Source organism: Cryobacterium sp. Hh38 (assembly GCF_004403235.1).
GTDB classification, from domain to species: Bacteria; Actinomycetota; Actinomycetes; order Actinomycetales; family Microbacteriaceae; genus Cryobacterium; species Cryobacterium levicorallinum.
The window spans coordinates 141,484-161,538 of record NZ_SOHD01000007.1; the positions used below are offsets into that span (position 1 = coordinate 141,484).

Genomic DNA, 20,055 nt, shown 5'->3' on the forward strand with positions numbered 1-20,055 from the left:
GCCGGACGCGGCCTACAGGTCGTTGCCGGCGTAGGAGAGGTTGAAGCTCTTATTGGTGAGCGGAAAGTCGGGAACGATCGTTTCCGACAGGGCCTGCGGCACGGCGGGCCAGTTCAGGAACGACGGGTCGACGATCTTGACCCGGGCGAGCGTGCCGTCGGCGGCGAGCTCGACTCGGTGGGTTGCCGTACCCCGCCAGGCCTCGACGAGGGCCAGCCCGGTTCCGGCCGCGGTCGGGTTGACGCTGTACGCGGTCCCCGTGTGCCCCTGCAGTCGTTTCAGCAAGTCGAGCACGATGGCCGTCGACACCTCGACCTCCCGAGCGCGCACGGTGTAGCGAGCGAGCACGTCGCCGCCGTCCTCGGTCACGATGTGAAAGACCTCGCCGAGATTGACGAACGGATGCTCAAGGCGAGCGTCGGTCTCGATTCCGGAGGCGCGGGCGACGTAGCCGAGCGTGCCAAGCGTGGTCGCATGGGCCCGGGACAGGCGGGCCGTGCCGGTGAAGCGGCCGCGCACGATGGCGTGGCCGAGCGTGATCTCGGCCAGTTCGGCCATGGCGGCGGCAATGCGCGCCAGATCGTCGGCGTTCGGCAGGGCGGTGACCCTGGTGCCACCGATGCTGAGAGCGCCGCGGAGCAGGCGGTGCCCGGTGACCGATTTGTTGATGCGCATGAGCTGCTCACGCAGGCCCTGAGCGTGCGCGTCGATGATGCCGAAGCCGACATCGTTGGCGAGTGAGCCCAGGTCGGTGATGTGGTTGTACAGCCGCTCCAGTTCCAGGAGCAAGGCCCGCAACAGCCGGTCGGGTTCGGAGACCGGGGTGCCGGTGGCCTGCTCGACGGCCATGACGAAGGCGAGGGAGTGGCCGACGGCCGTGTCCCCGCTGATTTGCTCGGCGAGCAGCACGCCCTCAGCCGCGTTCTTGCCCTCGAAGACCTTCTCGACGCCGCGGTGCAGGTACCACTGGCGCGCTTCCATGCGCACGATCGTCTCGCCGACGACCGAGAACCGAAAGTGTCCGGGCTCGATGATCCCGGCGTGAATCGGTCCGACGGCGATCTCATAAACCCCGGGACCTTCGACCGGGACGAATGGGAAGGATTCCACGTCGGGCTCGAACTCGGGTACGACAGAGTTGGCCTTGAGCATCGGATACCAGCCGCGCGGCCAGTGGCCGTGGCGCACCAACCGGTGGGGCTGCGGGTGATCCCGCGGCTCTACACCGTACAAATCGCGAATCTCCCGCTCGAAGTTCCCGGCCGAAAACGACAGTTCGGCGAGGCTGGGAATCCAGGCGTCCGTGCGTGGCACGCTCACTGACAGATCAGCGCGCAGGGACGGGTCCGCTCCGACAAAGGAATACACGATGCGAAACTGGTCGCTGTCTTCGTGGCACGCGATCAGGGCCAGACGACTGCCGGCATCCAACAGGGCACCGGCTGTTGTCGCCAGCCTCGAACGGTCGAGGTGGCGCAGCTCGGCACCGTCGCCGGCGGCCAGACCGCGTTCGGTGGAGCGGCCGGAGGCCAACTCATCGGCGGCGTGGTCTTCAGGCGTCATGTCATTGGCTCGTCGGTCATCGCGCATCAGTTGGTACCTCCCAGAACGGCTGTGGCCTGCAGCAACAGGGTGCCGACCGGCTCGGCCACGAAGGCGATCGTCGCTGTGGTCGCCAGGGCCAGGATGATGGGCAAAATTGGACCGTGGGTGGAATAGTCCGGCGTGAACGCCTGGGGGCTAGGGGGCACGGTGGCCGCGGGAGCGCCAATGGTCATCTGCACGGTCAGCCGGGTGAAGGCGGCGAAGATGACGAGCAGCAGCAGGAGGGCCGCGCCGACTACTCCGCCGAGTCCCACCGACCAGCCGGCCATGATGATGCCGACCTCGGAGAAGAAGATGCTGAACGGGGGAAAGCCAACGATCGCCGCCATCGCCATCAGCCAGGGGATGGCGAGCCCGGGTCGTCGCACCAGCAGAGCCCGCACATCGGCGATCACCGGGGTGCCCTCGATCTTCAGGATGCGTCCGGAGATGACGAACAGGGTCGCCTTGATCAAGCCGTGGCCGAGAATGTAGAGCAACACCGACGGGAGGGCAGCCGGGCCGATGGCGACACCGATCGCCATCAGCCCCATGTGTTCGATGCTGGAGTAGGCGAGCATCCGCTTGTAATCGCGTTGCCGAATGAGCAGGGATGCGGCAACGAGCAGGGATAGCAGCCCGCCGATGCAGAGCATGGTGCGCAGAAACTCCGGGCCGATCACGAGGTTGGTGATCGACTGGATGCGCAGGATGGCGTAGAGGGCGACCGAGAGAAGTACGCCGGACATGAGGCCGGAAACGGGCGCTGGAGCCTGGCTGTGGGCATCCGGCAGCCAACTGTGCATCGGGGCCAGGCCGGACTTGGTCGCGAATCCGAGCACGGCGAGGGCACCGCCGGCGGTGATGAGTGCTGGGTCGAGGCCGAGGTCGGCCTGGCTCAGTAGACGCCAGGACAGGGTGGGGGTGTCGGTGCCGACCGAAGCGGCGTAGATGAGCACGATGCCGAGCAGCGCGATCGCGACACCGACCGAGCCGAGGATGACGTATTTCCAGGCGGCTTCGAGCGACCGCCGCGTCCGGTGGTGGCCGACCAGAAAGGCGGTGGCGATGGTCGTGGCTTCGACGGCCGCCCACATCAGGCCGATGCTGTCGGCGAGCACGGCGAGGGACATAGCGGCCAGGAACAGGGCGATAAGCGCTTCGTAGCCGGCGGCATCCCGGGTGCGGCTCGACGCCGCGCTACTGAGACCACCCCAGGTGGAGACGAGTCCGACCGCTCCGACGACACTGAGCATATAGGCCGAGAGAGCATCGGCGCGCAGCATGCCGCCGCCAGCGGAGGGCACATCGCCGCCCAGCACGGCACCGATCAGGAACAGGCCGGAAACCAGCACGGCGCTCGATGCGGCGACACCGACGAAACGGCGGAGCGAAGACCCGCGCAGGAGCAGGCTGAGACCGGCGAAGACGAGTGGGCCGACGAGGGGCATCCACAGAATAACTGACATCAATCGTGCAACTCTCTGAGCTGATCGACGGCGGTGCCGCCGAACTTGGTGCGCATGCGGCCGGCAAAAACATGCAGAATGAGCACGACCAGCAGCACGTCGAGGGAGACCGCGAACTCGAGCAGAATCGGCACGCCGCCGCTGGTCAAAAACGCGATGGTGGCAATGCCGTTGTCGAGCAGCAGAAAGCCGATGAGCTGCGAGCGGGCGCGACGCCTACTGATCAGCAGCAGGAAGCCGATCAGGACCATGGCCAGCCCGATCGGGGCGGCATGGCCTGTCGTGGTGTCTCCGAGCCCGAAGATCCGGCTGACGACGACGTAGCTGAGAATCGTCAGGAGCGTTACGGCCAGCAGAGCGGCGGTCGGATTGAGCCGGGGTGACTCCTGAATCTGCTTGATCGACGCCTTGGACTGGTGCGCGAGCACCCAGGGCAGTCCGATGCCCTTGACCGAGAGGATGAGCAGCGACACGAGCACGAGTTCGGACTCACCCTCGGCGATGCCGATCACCGCAACGAGCGCGGCGAGGGCGACGCCCTGCAGCGCGAGCAGACGGATGGACGCCAGTAGGGAGTGTCGCCAGACCATGAGCGCGCTGGTCAGCAGCAGGGCTCCGGTGCACAGACCGATCAGTTGGGGAAAGAAAGTTTCAAACACGACGGATGCTCCTCAGGCGACCAGATAGGAGGCGGTGACGGCCAGGAAGGCGAGGGCGAACGAGCCAGCGAGCAGCTCGGGCACCTGGAACAGGCGTACCTTGGCGAGAAAGATCTCGCCGACGCTGAGCAGCACCCCCAGCACCAGCACCTTCACGGCGATCGAGACGACGCCAATCACGAGGCCCATGGCGCTGAAATCGGTGACGACGCCCCATGGCACGATCAGGTTGCTGACCAGGCCGAGCAGGGCAGCCAGCTTCAGCCAGGAGCCGACTTCGAGCCAGGCGAGGTCACGTCCGCTCGCTTCGAGCGTCATCGCCTCGTGCAGCATGGTCACCTCAAGGTGGGTGCCAGGGTTATCGATGGGCAGCCGGGCGGTCTCGGCCATGATGGCGATCGATAGCGCGACGAGGGCCAGCACGCTGACCGGCGAGATGATCAGCTCGGGGGAGAGCAGCCGGGTTTCAACGATGACCGACAGGGTGCTGGTTCCGGCCGGAATTGAGAACGCGTAGACCGAGAGCAGCAGGGTCGGCTCAACCAGCGCGGCAACCGTCATGTGTCGGCTGGACCCCATGCCGCCGAAGGCGGTACCGCCGTCGAGGCCGACAAGGGCGAGGGCGACGACGCCGATCAGCATGATGGAGACAATGACGAACAAGTCGCTGGGAATCAGCGCGAACGGAATCGTACCGACGAGCGGCAGCAGCACGCAGAGCAGCAGGCTCGACACGACCAGGGCGACCGGACCGACTCGCAGCATCCAGCTGCTGTCGGTGCCGCGCACCGGGTTCTTCGCGAGCAGTTTGCGCAGGTCGCGCCAGGGCTGCCAGATTCCGGCGCCGGCGCGGCCCTCGATGGTGGCTCGCACCTGCCGGATCACACCCATCAGCAGCGGGGCGAGGAACACGAACAAGACAACCTGCACGAGGGCGATGATGATGGCGCTCATATCGTTCACAGGGAGACCACAATCAGGACGATCAGTAGGGCGACGAAGGAATAGGTGAGGTAGCGGTGAATGCTGCCATTGGCGACGTGGCGAGCGGCTTTGCCGTAGCGCTGGAACAGGTTGAGCACCGGCCGATACAGTCGGGTTTCAATCACGTCGGAGACGGTCTGTTCGACCCGCACGTGTTCCACTAGGTAACGGGACTCAGCCACGTGGGTGACCTGCACGTCACGGGAGGGCTTGAGCACGTCGTCGAAAACGCGAACTAGCGGCTCCGCATACGACGTCGCGGTGTACTGCATGCGTGGCCGGGCTCGAGATCCGCCGCCACCCCAGGGCAGGTCGACGATACGGTGCGGATGCCGGCGGGCCGAGACGATGATCGCGACGATCACCGGGATGGCGACGAGGGCCGACAGGACGACGAGCATGATCGGGTCGAGCACAGCGCCGATGCCCGGCAGCGATACCCCGCCGAGTCCGACCGACCGCACCGCGGCCGTCGGGTCCGAACTGACCGTGGTCGCCACGAGGGTGGCGATCGGTCCCGGCAACAAGCCGAGAGCGAGCACGGCCAGGGCGCCGAGGGCGAGTGAAATGCGCATCAGTGCTGGCACTTCCCGGGCGTCCGCTGCGGCGCTGCTTCGTGGCCGGGCCAGGAAGGCGATGCCGTAGGCCTTGACGAAGGTGAGCAGCGCCAGACCGGCGGTGAGGGCGATCACGGCGACGGCGAGCGGCATAGCGACGGATGCCGCGACCGAGACGACCGCCCCATCGAGGCGACCGCCGTGAATGAGTGACTGCAGCAGCATCCACTCGGCGACGAAACCGCTCGTGATGGGGATGGCGGCCGCGCCGAGGCTGGCGATGCCGAACGCGGCGGCAGTGACGGGCATACGGGCGCCGAGGCCGCCGAGCCGGTCGAGGTTGCGTTCGCCGGTGGCGTGGATAATGGCGCCAGCACCGAGGAACAACGTGGACTTGAATGCGGCGTGGCTGACGGCGAGCAGCAGGGCGGCGACGAGCGCGGCATCCGCTGCCGCTTGCGCGTCGTAGCCGCGCAGCAGCATGCTCGCGCCGAGGCCGAGAAAGACCAGACCCATGTTCTCGGTGGTCGAGTACGCCAGCAAAACCTTGAGGTCACTCGACACGGAGGCCTGCAGAATGCCGTACAAAGCGGATGCTCCACCGACCAGCATGATCGCGATGCCCCACCAGGCCGGACCGTCGGGCAGCAGACGCACGCAGACCAGCAGGCCGCCGTAGACGCCGATCTTGACCATAGCGCCGCTCATCGCAGCCGAGACGTGGCTCGGGGCTTCGGGCAGTACCCGGGGTACCCAGACGTGCAGCGGAACGAGTTCGGCCTTGCCGCCGAAACCGAGCAGGAACAGGACAAAGGCGACGTTCGCGGCCCAGTCACCGGGTTCGATCGCCTGCAGGCTGGTGAAGCTGGTGCCGCCCGAAGCGGCGGCGAGCACGGCGAATCCGGCGAGGATGAAGAAGAAGCTCAACTGTGACATGGCTGAGTACCAGATGCCGGCCGAGGCGACCGAGGCGCGGCTGGCGTGATCGGCCAGCAGGAGCACGGTGGAGCCGAGGGTCATGACCTCCCAGGCCAGCAGGAACGACACCGAGTCGGTCGCCGCGGGAACGAGCTGCATGCCCACTAGGAACACCGGCATGGCGACCCAGGCGGTGCGGCTCGCGTCGGGTCCGCTGGTCGAGCTCATCGAGTAGAGCGAGACAAGTATGCCGACGCCCGACACGATGAGCATGAACAGACCGCCGAGACGGTCGGGGGCCAGCAGCAGTGGGTCCATCGGCAGGGCCAGGGGAATAAGCAGGCCGCCGGTCGAGCCGAGCATCGCGGCGAGGCCGGTGACGAAACCGGTCACGGCGATCAGGGTGCAGAGGATGCCGCCGGCCCGCGACCGCAGGGACGGTGCGGCCAGCAGGGCGGTCACCACGGCCAGCGCGCCGAGGCCCAGTTGCAGCAGGAGCCCGGCTCCGATACCCGTTTGCATGAGCAGGCCCGTTCCGGTCTCGGTGTGCAGCAGGAGCCCGGCTCCGCTACCCGTCATCGGCCGGTCATCCGGCGCAGGGCCTGCACGATCTCGGTTGGTTCCGGCGGACTGCCCGGTACCTCGATATCGACGTGCACGAAATCAGAAACGGGCCCCATAATGCCGTAGCCGTCGCGGAAGGCGCCACCGTGGATGGCGCAGTCGCCGACCACGATCACAAACCGGGGGGTGGGGGTGGCCTCGATGGTGCGGCGCAACGGCTCGGCCATATTGCGAGTCACGCTGCCGACGATGAGCAACACGTCGGCATGCCGCGGCGAGGGCACCAGGCGAACGCCGTAGCGTTCCACGTCATAGACCGGGCCGAACGCGGCAGAAACTTCCAGGGCACAGTCATTGCAGCCGCCGGCGTTGATGTAGCGCACCTGTACGCTTCCGCCGAAGACTTCGGCTCCGGGAAACAGGGGCGGAGCGGTCGGTGCCGGTTCGGCGATACGTCCGCCGTGGCGAATGAGCGTGGCCAATCGAAGGAAGCTCATCGGAGCCCCTGGTCTGCATGCATGTTCACGAAGCTGGAGCCTTCTGTGGGGAGCGCGAAAGTCGAAGGTGCTGGGCAGGCGACGGATTCTGCGGTGCGTCTGGTTGGGTGCAAGACTACCAGCGCGATTAACTTCATTACTTCTTTATATAACTATATGAAGAATTTAGCAAATAGATCGAATCGTGCTTAGGCATGCCGGTCGAGCAGCGGGGTGAGGCGATACGGGATGACCTCGCCCATCGCGAGCGAGGTTTCGGTGCGCTCGACCCCATCACAGGCGAGGATCGTGCCATCGATCCGAAACAGATCAGCGGCATCCGTGCAGACCACGCGCACGAGCAGATCGGCCTGCCCGCTCATGCCGTGCGCCTGCACGATTTCGGGAATTTTGGCGAGATCGATCACGATTTGAGCGAGGCGCTTCTGCTGCACATGCACCTCGATGAACGCGGTCAGCGGGTAGCCCAGAGCGGCCGGATTGATGCGGCGGTCGAAGCCGAGAAAGGCGCCAGAATCTTCCAATCGCTTCATGCGGGCCTGCACGGTGTTGCGCGACAGCCCCAGGGTGTCGGCGAGGGCGACGAAGGTGCTGCGCGGGTCGGCCGAGAGGGCTTGCAGGAGCTGTGTGTCGGTCTTGTCAAGGCTGTACATAGTGCAAAACTTTAACACGGTCCGACGAGTCTGAATAGGGCACTCTGCTCACTTTTTTCGTCAGTGGTTGTGCTCCCTGCGGGGTCGACATAGGCTCACGTCAACTTTAGCAATGACGCTCGGAGCGAACCATGATTGATTTCTCCCCTCAGCTGGTGCAACTTCTCTCGCTTGACGGCGAGCGGATGCCCCGGCCCGACTTCGACCCGTGGGTCGACGATCTTGACGGGCCGGCACTGCTGGCCCTGTACCGCGACATGGTCGTAGTGCGCCGGATCGACACCGAGGCGACCGCCCTGCAACGCCAGGGCGAACTCGGACTGTGGCCGCCGCTGCTCGGCCAGGAGGCTGCGCAGGTCGGGTCTGCTCGCGCCCTGCGCAGCGACGACTTCATCTTTCCGAGCTACCGGGAGAACGCCGTCGCCTACTGTCGCGGCGTCAACCTGACCGACATCGTCAAGGTCTGGCGCGGTAACGCCCAGTCCGGCTGGGACCCTTACACGGTCAATATGGCCACGCCGAACATCATCATCGGCGCGCAGACCCTGCACGCCACCGGGTGGGCGCTCGGCGCCCAGCGCGACGAAGTCGACTCGGTCGCCATCACCTACTTCGGCGACGGCGCCACCAGCCAGGGCGACGTCAACGAGGCCATGGTTTTCGCCGCAAGCTTTCAGGCCCCGGTGGTTTTCTTCTGCCAGAACAACCAGTGGGCCATCTCCGAACCGGTCGGGCTGCAAGCACACCGCAACATCGCCGATCGGGCACCGGGCTTCGGCATCCCGAGCCTGCGCATCGACGGCAACGACGTGATCGCGGTGATGGCGGCGACCAGGATCGCCCTCGACCGGGCCCGCACCGGCGGCGGCCCCACCTTCATTGAAGCGGTCACCTACCGCATGGGACCGCACACCACAGCGGATGACCCCACCCGTTACCGCGACCCGGCCGAACTCGCCGAATGGAAGACCCGCGATCCGCTGCTGCGGCTGCACCGGCTGCTGGAGCGGCTTGACGTGATCACCCCAGAGGTCGAAGCCGAGACCCAGGCCATCGCCGACCAGGTGGCTGCCGAACTACGCGCCGGCTGCATCGGCCTGGCCGACCCACAACCGCTGAGCGTGTTCGACCACGTGTACACCACCCCTAACGCGACCCTCGAGCGCCAGCGCACCGACTATGCCGGCTACCTCACGAGCTTCGGCACACCTGGAGAAGGACGATGACCATGACCACCCTGATGACCCCCGCCAGCTTGCCCGGCCTTGCTGCCCCGAAACCGGTCCCACTGACCGAGACCAAGACCCTCACCATGGGGAAGGCAATCAATGAGGGCCTGCGCCAGGCCATGCTCGACGACCCCAAGGTCGTGCTCCTCGGCGAGGACATCGGCGCCCTCGGCGGTGTCTTTCGGGTCACGAGCGATCTGCTCGCCCAGTTCGGCGCCCGCCGGGTTATTGACACACCCCTGGCCGAATCCGCGATTATCGGCACCGCGGTCGGACTGGCCTACCGCGGCTACCGTCCGGTCTGCGAGATTCAGTTTGACGGTTTCATCTTTCCCGGCTTCGACCAGATCGTCAGCCAGGTCGCCAAGTTCCACTACCGCACCCAGGGGGCCGTGCGCATGCCCATCACCATTCGGGTGCCGTTCGGCGGCGGCATCGGCGCGGCCGAACACCACTCCGAATCACCGGAGGCCTACTTCACCCACACCTCCGGCCTGCGGGTGATCGCCGTCTCCAACGCTCAGGACGCCTACAGCCTCATCCGGCAGGCCATCGCGAGCGACGACCCGGTGCTCTACTTCGAGCCCAAGCGTCGCTACCACGTCAAGGGTGAGGTCGTTCCCGAGCTCGGCGCCCCGATGGAGCAGGCCGTCATCGTCACTCCGGGAACGGATGTCACGCTCCTCACCTATGGCGCGCTGGTGTCGACCGCGAAGGATGCGGCGCTCGCTGCGGCCGACGAGGGCGTGTCGATCGAGGTCATCGACCTGCGGTCGCTGTCCCCGGTGGATTACGTGGTGGTGGAGGCATCCGTTCGCAAGACCGGGCGCTTGGTCGTGACCCACGAGGCGGCCCAGTCGGGTGGACTCGGCGGCGAGATCATCGCGACCGTCACTGAACGCTGCTTCAGCTATCTGGAATCCGCCCCGGTGCGGGTGACCGGCTTCGACGTGCCGTATCCGCCGGCCAAGCTCGAAAGTCACCACCTGCCCGGCCTGGACCGCATTCTCGACGGCGTCGACCGGGCGATGGGGCGACGATGATCAAGGTCTTCAAACTGCCCGACCTCGGTGAGGGGCTCACCGAATCAGAGATCGTCGCCTGGCTCGTGGCGCCGGGCGATGCGGTCACGCTCAACCAGCACATCGCCGACGTCGAAACGGCCAAGGCCGTGGTCGAACTGCCGAGCCCGTTCGCCGGTGTGGTGAGTGAGCTGCACTGTCCGGCCGGTGTGGTCGTGCACGTCGGCGAGCCGATCGTCAGCTTCGACGTGGGTGGCGACGCCGACACCCCCGATACCGGTGCAACGGATGCTGCGGCCCCCGCCCAAGCCGAGAAGCGCGAGGCCAACCTGGTCGGCTACGGACCTGCCGTCGAGAGCGGCGGGCACCCGCAGCGCCGGGCCCGGCCGGGTGACGGCGTGACGGTCTCAGCCGGCGGGCCCGCCGTTGCCGAGGCTGATGGTTCCGCTGGCGGTCAGGCCGCTGGCAACACGGCAGTGCCGGCTGCGTCCGTCGGCCGGGCAGCGGCAGCCCCCGGAACGTCTGCCGTCTCCGACCAGCCCGCCGCAGCATCCGTTGCAGACCGGCCGCGCTCGACCCCGCCGGTGCGCGCCCTGGCCCGCGATCTCGGTATCGACCTCACCACGGTCACCGGGACCGGGCGCGACGGCCTGATCACCAGAGATGACGTGCGCGCCCACATCACCGAGTCGGTGCCGGCGACCGGTCTGCCCGTATCGACGCCCGACGGATCCGGGTCAGGAGAGTTCGAGCGTGAGACCCGTGCGCCGATCAAGAGCCTGCGCAAGCTCACGGCCAAGGCCATGGTGCAGAGCGCATTCACGGCACCGCACGTGACCGAATTCCTCACCATCGACGTCACGCCGACCGTGGAACTGCTCGATTCCCTGCGCGCTGACCGGGCCTTTGCCGATGCCGGCATTGGAATCCTGACCGTGGTGGCCAAAGCACTCTGCCTCGCCGTTGGCCGCACGCCCGCGGTGAACACCCGGTGGGATGATTCGGCCGGCGAAATCGTTCAGTTCCACTACGTGAACCTCGGCATCGCCGCGGCCACCCCGCGTGGACTGATGGTGCCGAACATCGTCGACGCCGACCGGCTCGACCTGCGCGGCCTCGCCGCGGCGCTCGCCGAACTGACGACGGCGGCCCGGGCTGGCACGACAGCCCCGGCGGCACTGTCCGGCGGCACGATCACGATCACGAACATTGGGGTGTTCGGCATCGATGCCGGAACGCCCATTTTGAACCCGGGGGAGGCGGCGATCCTCGCGATGGGCGCCATTCGCTCGCGGCCCTGGGAGTATCGCGGTCAGATTGCGTTGCGCAAGGTGCTCACGCTCAGCCTGTCATTCGATCACCGTCTGGTCGATGGCGAGCAGGGCTCCCGCTTTCTCGCCGACATCGGCACCATCCTCGCCGACCCCGCTCGGGTTCTGACCATGGTCTAGCCCTCTCACAGCACGGCGGAGGTGCGGTGGCGCTGACAGGCGCCCTGGTCCGTTGATCCAGTTCTTGCACCAGCAGCGTCAACCGCTCTAATTCGCATGGATTTCACGTGCGCCAGGGCGGTTCGGGGCTGGGAGTGTTGGCCCGGTGGCTTTGTCCCGGGCGCCACGTCTGAGACGGGTCCCAGACCAGGGGGCCGCGTACTTGAGGCCGACCGTCTTTCATGCGAATTTTCCATCCACTGGTCTCAATCGTGTGGTGATGGAACCAACATAGGAGACACCCGTTGTCGACGTTGGTCGGTCCGCCCTTTCCGGCCGGGAGTACGTGGTGGACTTCGGTCCAGCGGGCGGGGATGGTGCAGCCGGGGATGATGCAGCCTCCGTCGCGGGCGGCGATGGCGGCGCGCTGTTTGGGGGTGAAGCAGCGGACTTTGTCGCCGAGGTAGAGGACGTCGCCGTTGTCGCCGAAGATGACTTTTTGGGCGCCGCGGGAGCAGATCGTCTCTTTCACCCGGCGCATGCTGACGGGGGCTTCGACGCCGTCGATCCAGCCGACGCCGCGGCCTGCGTTGAGGTCGGTGACGTTGACGTGGATCATGACGATGGGGGCGGCGCCGCCCATGGTCGGGGTCTTGGGGTCGCGCGCGGCCGCCTGGAAGACGTCGCGGAAAATGTCGGCACGTTTCTCACCCGCAGTGCGGCGGTCCCCGTCGAACCGGGTGTCCCCGCTGTACTGTTCAGAGCTGTACTGTTCAGAGCTGTACTGTTCAGAGCTGTACTGTTCAGAGCTGTACTGTTCAGAGCTGTACTGTTCAGAGCTGTACTGTTCAGAGCTGTATCGTTCGGCGCTGTATTGGTCGGCGCTGAAGCGTTCGGTGTTTCCGTCTGCCTCATCAATGCCATCTAGTGTGGCGCCGTCGGTGCTGCCGTCGAGGGACTCGGTGGGCAGGAACATGGGGGTGCGTGACCTGGCCGACAGGCAGGTGTCGAAGAGGGTGTCCATGATGCCGCGCAGTTCGGGGGTGACGTCGGCCCGCAGCGGGTAGAGACCGTTGCGCAGCAGCCCGAACGTCAGGGTGCTCTTCGCCTCGGTCACGTCGTCGTTCGGGGCGGTGCCGTCGGGGTCGAGGCGGGCCTGCCATTCCATTGCCTGCGCGCGCAGCACGTCGGGGGCGAAGCGGATGCCCGCGCCGGGCAGTCCGGCCGTCTCCGGGGTGATGGCACCAGTGGCGGTGGCGACGAGGGCGCGTTCAACTCGGTCGAGGTCGTCGGGCATGACTTTCCCCTCGAGGGCGGTGAGGGTGCTGACGATGATCTCGGCTGATTCCACGCTGAGTTCGCCGCTGCCCAGGCCGTCGGCCATGACTGGGTACCGGGCGGGGATGGGCGGGCCGAGTGGGGTGAGTTCCACCGCGGTCTCACCGAGCTTGAGGCGCCGTTTGACCTCGCGGCCGGAGATGCCGGCGAGCTGGGTGATGAACTTGACCCGGTTGCGGCATCCGTTCTGGTAGGCCAGCGATCCGTTGCCGAGGTCGGTTTCGGCGCTCACGCCGATGTCGGTGGTAGCGCGTAGCCTGGCCCCATCGACCTTGTGGCCCAGCCCTCCCAATGCCGCGAGAACGGCAACGGCTTCGGCAACCTCGAGCTGACCAAACCGTACCGCGTCGACCACAGAAGCGAGCAACGCGCCGACCTGGGCAATGACCGAAACGCGGGCCCCCTCTGGTACGGAGCCGGCTGCCGCGGGCGGGGCAGTGAGGGTCATGGCGTCGATGCCTCCTTCACCCACAATTATAGCCGAAATCAACCCTAAACGCGAGCAAATCTCAGTAATTTGGTGACGTGAAATCAGAAATTAATTTGCATTCGAGAGCGGTTGAACTGTTACTTCGGCCTTCCTGGAGCAACCGTTGCCCCGTTCTCGCGAGCTCAGGCAGACACACAACGCCGTAGTAACCGCGCAGGGCCGTGACGGCCTACTGTCGACCATCCGTCATGGCTTCGATTGCCGGGTCAGTAAGGGGTAGGCGGATCACCATCAAAGCTTGCGCAATCGGGTTTCAGTCGACGCGGGCAGTTGACCCGGGTGCGGTGGCGGAGGACAGTTGAGGCATGAACGCTCATGGTGCACTCCTCGCCCCCTTCACGACGAAGAAGCAGTTGACGGGCACCGCTTTTGTGCACCTCGACGGATTCCTGCACGCCGCTTTCCGCACCAAGGACTTCGCCTCCGCCCTGGAACTGGTCAACCGGGTCGGCGACGTGGCCGAGTCGATGAACCACCACCCCGACGTGCGCCTCGGCTACGGCAGCGTCTCACTCACCCTGACCTCGCACGATGCCGGGGGAGTCACCGCGCGTGACCTAGAGCTCGCCGTGCGAGTTCAGCAGATCGCCGATACCCTCGGTGCCACTGCCCACGACCAACAGCCGACCCGCTACGACATCGCGATCGACTGTACCGACGCGGATGCCGTGCGCCCATTCTGGCGGGTCGGCCTCGGCTATACCGAAGTCGCCGGCGACGACGGCATCGAACTCGTCGACCCGCGCGGCCTCGCCCCGAAGGTCTGGTTTCAGCACATGGAAATCGCCCGCACCGCCCGCAACCGCATCCACCTCGACGTCTACGTTCCGAGCGACGATGCCGAAGACCGGGTCGCGGCCGTACTAGAAGTCGGCGGCGTGCTGCTCACCGACGAACACGCGCCCGACTGGTGGGTACTCGCCGATGTCGAAGGCAACGAGCTCTGCGTCTGCACCGCCGCCTTCTGACGCCGCTTTCCGGCTGGTCTTGCGGTAAGGACTGCGTTCTGGTTCCGTAGGGCGCGACCGCCACGGGTCGCGATTCCGACCGCAGCCCGATCCGTACGTCATTAACGAGGAATACTGCGCTCGGGATCGCTAGGCGCTCGGCAGGCCCAGAGCCGCGAGCGCCATCTCCTCGAGCAGGGCGCGCACGGCGGGCTGCGCCGAGGTGCGGGCGCTGTGTGGTGTTGAGTTCAGGAGCCCGAAGGTCGCATGGGCCCGAATGCGGAGCAGGGCTTCGTTACCCGAGGGGTGCACGCGCTTCAGCACCTCCACCCAGAGTTCCACATACTCGCGCTGCAGCAGCCGCACCCGGTGGCGGTCGGCCTCGGCGAGGCTGTCCAGGTCGCGGTCCTGCACTCGGATCACATCGGGGTTGGACAGGGCGAAGTGCACGTGAAAGCGCACCAGCTCGCGCAGGGCGGCCGCGGCATCCGTTGTTTCGGAAACGACCGCATGGCCGCCGGCCACGAGATCCTGGCTCACGTCGATGAGCAGCGCAGCGAGCACGGCCTGCTTGCCGCTGAAATGTCGGTAGACGGCGGGCCCGCTCACTCCGGCGGCAGCGCCGAGGTCTTCGATCGAGACCCCGTTGAATCCGGACTGGGAGAAGAGCGTGGCCGCGGCGCTGAGCAGGGCCGAACGACGGTCGGCTTTGGCCTGGCTGCGCGGCGTCGTTTCTATCGGGGCGCTCATGCGAACCTTTCAACTAGACATTTCAGTTAATCACGACTAACCTGAATTTCAGTTAGTAATCACTAACTGTAGTTGATGCCGGGTGCTCCGGCCTCACCAATGGGAAGATGTCGATGGAGACACTCGCGAGTCAGCTCGACTCCTCTGCTCAAGCCTTTGTCACCAATGACGCCGCCCAGCGGCAGCTCGTGACCGACCTGAAACAGCGCCTCGCCACTGCCGCGCTCGGCGGGCCGGAGAAGTCCCGGCAGCGTCACCTCGCCCGCGGCAAGCTGTTGCCGCGCGAGCGCATCGACCAACTGCTCGATACCGGCAGCCCGTTTCTCGAAATCGCGCCGCTCGCCGCGACCGGCCTGTACAACGACGACAGCCCCGGCGCTGGCGTCATCGCCGGCATCGGGCTCGTGCACGGCCGCTACGTGCTCGTGATCTCCAACGACGCCACGGTCAAGGGCGGCACCTACTACCCGATGACGGTGAAGAAGCACCTGCGAGCCCAGGAAATCGCCCTCGAGAACCGACTGCCCTGCATCTACCTCGTCGACTCCGGCGGCGCCTTTCTGCCGATGCAAGACGAGGTCTTCCCCGACCGCGACCACTTCGGCCGCATCTTCTACAACCAGGCACGGATGTCCGCGGCCAAGATCCCGCAGATTGCCGCGGTCATGGGATCCTGCACCGCCGGAGGCGCCTACGTTCCGGCGATGAGCGACGAGACCGTGATCGTGCGCAATCAAGGGACCATCTTCCTGGGCGGCCCGCCGCTCGTGAAGGCCGCGATCGGCGAGATCGTCACAGCGGAGGAGCTCGGCGGTGGCGACCTACATGCCCGCGTCTCCGGCGTCACCGACCACCTCGCCGAAAACGACGAGCACGCCCTGCAGATCGTGCGCGACATCGTCTCCACCCTGCCTCGCGTTCATGCCCCGGCGTGGCAGGTACTGCCCACCATTGACCCGGTCGCCGACGAGAGCGAACTCTACGGAGCCGTCCCGGTCGACGTGCAGGGCCAGTATGACGTGCACGAAGTCATCGCGCGCCTCGTCGACGGCAGCGAATTCCACGAATTCAAACGCGAGTACGCCACCACGCTGGTGACCGGGTTTGCGCACATCCACGGCCACCCGGTGGGCATCGTCGCCAACAACGGCATCCTGTTCGCTGACTCCGCGCTCAAGGGTGCCCACTTCATCGAGCTGTGCGACCAGCGCGGCATACCGCTGCTGTTTCTGCAGAACATCTCCGGGTTCATGGTCGGTAAGGACGCCGAGGCCGGCGGTATCGCCAAGCACGGCGCCAAAATGGTCACCGCCGTCGCCACCACCCGGGTGCCCAAGCTCACCGTCGTCATCGGTGGCTCCTTCGGCGCCGGCAACTATTCCATGTGCGGCCGGGCCTACTCGCCGCGCTTTCTCTGGATGTGGCCGGGCAGCCGCATCTCCGTGATGGGTGGCCCGCAGGCCTCCGCCGTGCTCGCGACCGTGAAGCGGGAGCAGATCGAGGGCGGCGGTGATGAGTGGTCGGCCGAGGCCGAGTCCGCGTTCAAGGACCCGATCCTGGCGAAGTACGAGACCCAGGGTAGCCCGTACTATTCCACCGCCCGGCTCTGGGACGACGGCGTCATCGACCCCGCCGACACCCGCATGGTGCTCGGGCTTGCCCTGGCCGTCTGCGCGACCGCGCCGCTCGGCGAGTCCGCCTTCGGCCTCTTCCGAATGTGAGTGAGCCCATGACCTTTGACACCGTGCTGGTCGCCAATCGCGGGGAGATCGCGTGCCGCATCATCCGCACGCTGCGGGAGCGGGGCATCCGCTCAATCGCCGTCTTTAGCGACGCCGACCGCACCGCGCGACACGTATTCCAAGCGGATGCCGCGGTGCGCCTCGGCGGCGCCGCCCCGGCCGACAGCTACCTCAACTTCGAGGCCGTTCTGGCCGCTGCGGCGCGAACCGGAGCGCAGGCCATCCACCCCGGCTACGGATTTCTCAGCGAGAACCAGGCCTTCGCCCAGGCCTGCGCCGACGCCGGCATCGCCTTCATCGGTCCGAGCGTGCACGCGCTGAACGTGATGGGCGACAAGATCCGCTCGAAGAACCACGTGGCCGGCTACGGGGTGCCGATTATCCCCGGGGTCGCTCAGCCGGGCCTCAGCAACGAGCAGTTGATCCAAGCGGCCGTCGATGTGGGTTATCCGATGCTCATCAAGCCCTCCGCCGGCGGCGGAGGCAAGGGAATGCACGTGGTGGAACGCGCTGAGGACCTGGCCGCCATCCTCGAGACGGCCCGCCGCGTGGCGCTGAGCGCCTTCGGCGACGACACCCTGCTGCTCGAACGGCTCGTGTCGACTCCGCGGCACATCGAGGTGCAGGTGCTCGCCGACAACCACGGCGCCGTCATCCACCTCGGCGAGCGTGAGTGCTCGCTGCAGCGGAGGCATCAAAAGGTCATCGAGGAGGCGCCGTCGCCCCTGCTCGACGCGGCCACCCGGGCGCGCATCGGGGAGGCAGCCTGCGCCGCCGCCCGCAGCGTGGGCTACAGCGGCGCCGGAACCGTGGAATTTCTGGTCTCCGCGACCGCGCCCGACGAATTCTTCTTCATGGAGATGAACACCCGCCTACAGGTGGAACACCCGGTCACCGAGCTGGTCACCGGCCTTGATCTGGTCGACTGGCAGCTGCGCATTGCCGAGGGGGAGCCGCTCACGGTCACCCAGAGCGACATATGCCTCACGGGGCATGCAATCGAGGCCCGGGTCTACGCCGAGAATCCCGGGCGCGGCTTTCTGCCGACCATCGGCACGGTGCTGCAGCTGCACGAGGCGACCGGCGAGGGAGTTCGGGTCGACAGTTCGTTGATGCCGGGCCTGACCATCGCCTCGCACTACGACCCGATGCTCGCCAAGGTGATCGCCTGGGCTCCCACCCGGCTGGAGGCGTTGAACCGACTCGACCGGGCGCTCGCCGACACCGTGGTGCTCGGCGTGCAGACCAACACCGAGTACCTGCGGCTGCTCCTAGCGGATGCCGACGTGCGCGCCGGCCGCCTCGACACCGGTCTGATCGAACGCAAGCTTCCGGGCCTCAAGTTTCAGGGAGCCGACGAGCACGTACTCGCCGCCGTGGCATTGTTCCTGCACGGGCGCGCCTTCGCCGGGTCGGAATTGGCCGCGTCTAGTCTGGCCGACGTGAACGGCGTGTGGACGCGGCCGAGCGGGTGGCGGGCGGGTTCGCCACGACCGGTGCGCTACTCGCTGGGAATGCGCGCGACCGAATCCATTGACGTGCGGGTAGTGGGGGAGCCGGGGATGGCATCCGTTTCTATCGGTGACGGCCCGGCCGTCGAAGCCGGACTCCTGCGCGTCGGAGACGGCGCGTGCAGCGTCGACTACGGCGGCGAGACCCGGGTGTATGCCATCGAACAGTCCGGGGCCAGCGTGTACATCGGCGCCGACGGCTTCTCGCTCGAACTACGCCACCGCTTCCGGGCCGAGCAGCTCGCGGAACACCTCCTCAGCCGTGACCGGGTGCCTGGTGCGGTCAGTCCAGACGTGCGCTCGCCGATGCCCGGCACCGTCATCGCGGTGCACGCCGCCACCGGTGACGTGGTCACAGCAGGGCAGACCATCCTCGTAGTCGAGGCCATGAAGATGGAACACAAACTCGTGGCCGCCACGGCGGGCCGCGTCACCGTGAACCTCAAGACCGGCGACCTCGTGGTCCTCGACCAGATCGTCGCCACCGTCACACCAGAAACCAGCACTACCCCCGGAACCAGCGCAGACAAGGAAGACTCAGAATGAGCTACGAACTCACCACCGAATACCAGGCGCTCAGCGACACCGTTCGCGATTTCGCCGACACCGTCGTCGCGCCCGCCGCCTACGAGTACGACACCAAGCGCAGCCTGCCCTATGGCATCATCGCCCAGATGGGGGAGCTGGGGCTCTTCGGTCTGCCGTTCCCGACGGAGTACGGCGGCCAGGGCAGCGATTACTTCGCGCTCTGCCTCGCGGTCGAGCAGCTTGCGCGCGCCGACCAGAGTATCGCTGTCACCCTCGAAGCCGGGGTCGGCCTCGGCATCATGCCGGTGTACCGCAGCGGCACCGAGGCACAGAAAGAGGAGTGGGTTCCGCGCCTCGCGAGTGGCTCGGCGCTCGCCGCGTTCGGCCTCACCGAAGCGGATGCCGGATCGGACGCCGCGGGCACCAAGACCACCGCCGCATTGGACGGCGGCGAATGGGTCATCAACGGCACGAAGCAGTTCATCACCAACTCCGGCTCGGACATCACCCGGCTCGTCACGGTGACCGCCGTCACGGGGGAGTCCACCCGCGCGGACGGTTCGATCAAGAAGGAACTCACCGCCATCCTGGTGCCGACGCCGACCCCCGGTTTCACGGCACTGCCGCCGTACGACAAGGTGGGCTGGCACACGTCGGACACGCATCCGCTCGTGTTCGACAATGTGCGGGTGCCGGAAGCCAACCTGCTCGGGGAGCGCGGCCGTGGTTTCGCGAACTTCGTGCAGACCCTCGACGAGGGTCGCGTCGCTTTCGCCGCGCTGTGCACCGGCGCCGCCCAGGGCTGCCTGGAAGAATCCATCCGCTACGCCAACAGCCGCAACGTGTTCGGCCGCTCGATCGGATCCAACCAGCACATCGCCTTCAAGATCGCTCGGATGCAGGCGCGCGTGCACACCGCGCGTCTCGCCTACTACGACGCGGCGCTGAAAATGATCAACGGCAAGCCGTTCAAGATGGAGGCTTCGATCGCCAAGATGGTCGGCAGCGAAGCGGCCATGGACAACGCCCGCGATGCCACCCAGATCTTCGGCGGATACGGATTCATGAACGAAAACCCGGTCGCCCGGCACTATCGTGATTCCAAGGTGCTCGAGCTCGGCGAGGGCACAACCGAGGTGCAGCTCATGGTCATTTCGCGGGCCCTGGGTTTCGCCGGCTGACC

16 protein-coding genes are annotated in these 20,055 nt (G+C 66.6%); 7 read left to right on the plus strand and 9 right to left on the minus strand.

What is annotated here, in order from left to right:
- Nucleotides 1-12: 12 nt before the first annotated feature.
- From E3T41_RS02915 to E3T41_RS02945, 7 genes are all read right to left on the minus strand, one after another.
- A complete protein-coding gene (locus tag E3T41_RS02915) occupies nt 13-1,563 on the minus strand; it encodes an NADH-quinone oxidoreductase subunit C (protein ID WP_092450141.1) in 1,551 nt (516 codons plus the stop codon).
- 26 nt (nt 1,564-1,589) lie between these two features.
- Entirely contained in the window at nt 1,590-3,053 is a 1,464-nt protein-coding gene (locus E3T41_RS02920; RefSeq protein ID WP_092449962.1) for a proton-conducting transporter membrane subunit, read from the minus strand.
- A complete protein-coding gene (locus E3T41_RS02925; protein ID WP_092449961.1) occupies nt 3,053-3,712 on the minus strand; it encodes a hypothetical protein in 660 nt (219 codons plus the stop codon). Before E3T41_RS02925 ends, E3T41_RS02920 begins: the two co-directional genes overlap by 1 nt.
- 12 nt (nt 3,713-3,724) lie before the next feature.
- Nucleotides 3,725-4,666 (minus strand): respiratory chain complex I subunit 1 family protein, encoded by a 942-nt coding sequence (locus E3T41_RS02930; RefSeq protein ID WP_092449959.1) that lies wholly within the window; start codon nt 4,664-4,666, stop codon nt 3,725-3,727.
- 5 nt (nt 4,667-4,671) lie between these two features.
- On the minus strand, nt 4,672-6,750 hold the full coding sequence (locus E3T41_RS02935) for a proton-conducting transporter membrane subunit (protein ID WP_198415591.1): 2,079 nt from the start codon (nt 6,748-6,750) through the stop codon (nt 4,672-4,674).
- Entirely contained in the window at nt 6,747-7,232 is a 486-nt protein-coding gene (locus E3T41_RS02940; RefSeq protein ID WP_092449957.1) for an NADH-quinone oxidoreductase subunit B family protein, read from the minus strand. The genes E3T41_RS02935 and E3T41_RS02940 overlap by 4 nt, the downstream gene beginning before the upstream one ends.
- 188 nt (nt 7,233-7,420) lie before the next feature.
- On the minus strand, nt 7,421-7,885 hold the full coding sequence (locus tag E3T41_RS02945) for an Lrp/AsnC family transcriptional regulator (protein ID WP_104132405.1): 465 nt from the start codon (nt 7,883-7,885) through the stop codon (nt 7,421-7,423).
- A gap of 131 nt (nt 7,886-8,016) precedes the next feature.
- Between E3T41_RS02945 and pdhA the strand changes: the two genes are divergently transcribed.
- From pdhA to E3T41_RS02960, 3 genes are all read left to right on the plus strand, one after another.
- Complete coding sequence (gene pdhA / locus E3T41_RS02950; protein WP_092449953.1) at nt 8,017-9,111, plus strand: pyruvate dehydrogenase (acetyl-transferring) E1 component subunit alpha; 1,095 nt, start codon at nt 8,017-8,019, stop codon at nt 9,109-9,111.
- A gap of 86 nt (nt 9,112-9,197) precedes the next feature.
- Nucleotides 9,198-10,157 carry an alpha-ketoacid dehydrogenase subunit beta gene (locus E3T41_RS02955; protein ID WP_233195244.1) on the plus strand — a complete coding sequence of 320 codons (960 nt, stop codon included), beginning with the start codon at nt 9,198-9,200 and terminating at the stop codon, nt 10,155-10,157.
- Nucleotides 10,154-11,587 (plus strand): dihydrolipoamide acetyltransferase family protein, encoded by a 1,434-nt coding sequence (locus E3T41_RS02960; RefSeq protein ID WP_134477278.1) that lies wholly within the window; start codon nt 10,154-10,156, stop codon nt 11,585-11,587. The genes E3T41_RS02955 and E3T41_RS02960 overlap by 4 nt, the downstream gene beginning before the upstream one ends.
- A 103-nt stretch (nt 11,588-11,690) precedes the next feature.
- Here the strand turns inward: E3T41_RS02960 and E3T41_RS02965 are convergent, their stop codons facing one another.
- On the minus strand, nt 11,691-13,352 hold the full coding sequence (locus E3T41_RS02965) for an HNH endonuclease signature motif containing protein (RefSeq protein WP_134477280.1): 1,662 nt from the start codon (nt 13,350-13,352) through the stop codon (nt 11,691-11,693).
- A gap of 347 nt (nt 13,353-13,699) precedes the next feature.
- Here E3T41_RS02965 and E3T41_RS02970 point away from each other — a divergent pair, with 347 nt between their 5' ends.
- Nucleotides 13,700-14,362: a VOC family protein gene (locus E3T41_RS02970; RefSeq protein ID WP_092449945.1), complete on the plus strand. Its 663-nt coding sequence runs from the start codon at nt 13,700-13,702 to the stop codon at nt 14,360-14,362.
- Between the two features lie 129 nt (nt 14,363-14,491).
- Here E3T41_RS02970 and E3T41_RS02975 read toward each other — a convergent pair whose 3' ends face one another.
- Nucleotides 14,492-15,091 (minus strand): TetR/AcrR family transcriptional regulator, encoded by a 600-nt coding sequence (locus E3T41_RS02975; RefSeq protein WP_104132410.1) that lies wholly within the window; start codon nt 15,089-15,091, stop codon nt 14,492-14,494.
- Between the two features lie 113 nt (nt 15,092-15,204).
- Between E3T41_RS02975 and E3T41_RS02980 the strand changes: the two genes are divergently transcribed.
- Genes E3T41_RS02980 through E3T41_RS02990 form a run of 3 tightly spaced genes read left to right on the plus strand, consistent with a single transcriptional unit; the run spans nt 15,205 to nt 20,053 of the window.
- Nucleotides 15,205-16,812 (plus strand): carboxyl transferase domain-containing protein, encoded by a 1,608-nt coding sequence (locus E3T41_RS02980; protein ID WP_092449941.1) that lies wholly within the window; start codon nt 15,205-15,207, stop codon nt 16,810-16,812.
- 8 nt (nt 16,813-16,820) lie between these two features.
- Entirely contained in the window at nt 16,821-18,890 is a 2,070-nt protein-coding gene (locus E3T41_RS02985; RefSeq protein ID WP_134477282.1) for a biotin carboxylase N-terminal domain-containing protein, read from the plus strand.
- The gene (locus E3T41_RS02990; protein WP_092449938.1) at nt 18,887-20,053 is read left to right on the plus strand and encodes an acyl-CoA dehydrogenase family protein; all 1,167 of its coding nucleotides are present in this window, start codon (nt 18,887-18,889) and stop codon (nt 20,051-20,053) included. Before E3T41_RS02985 ends, E3T41_RS02990 begins: the two co-directional genes overlap by 4 nt.
- Nucleotides 20,054-20,055: the final 2 nt, after the last annotated feature.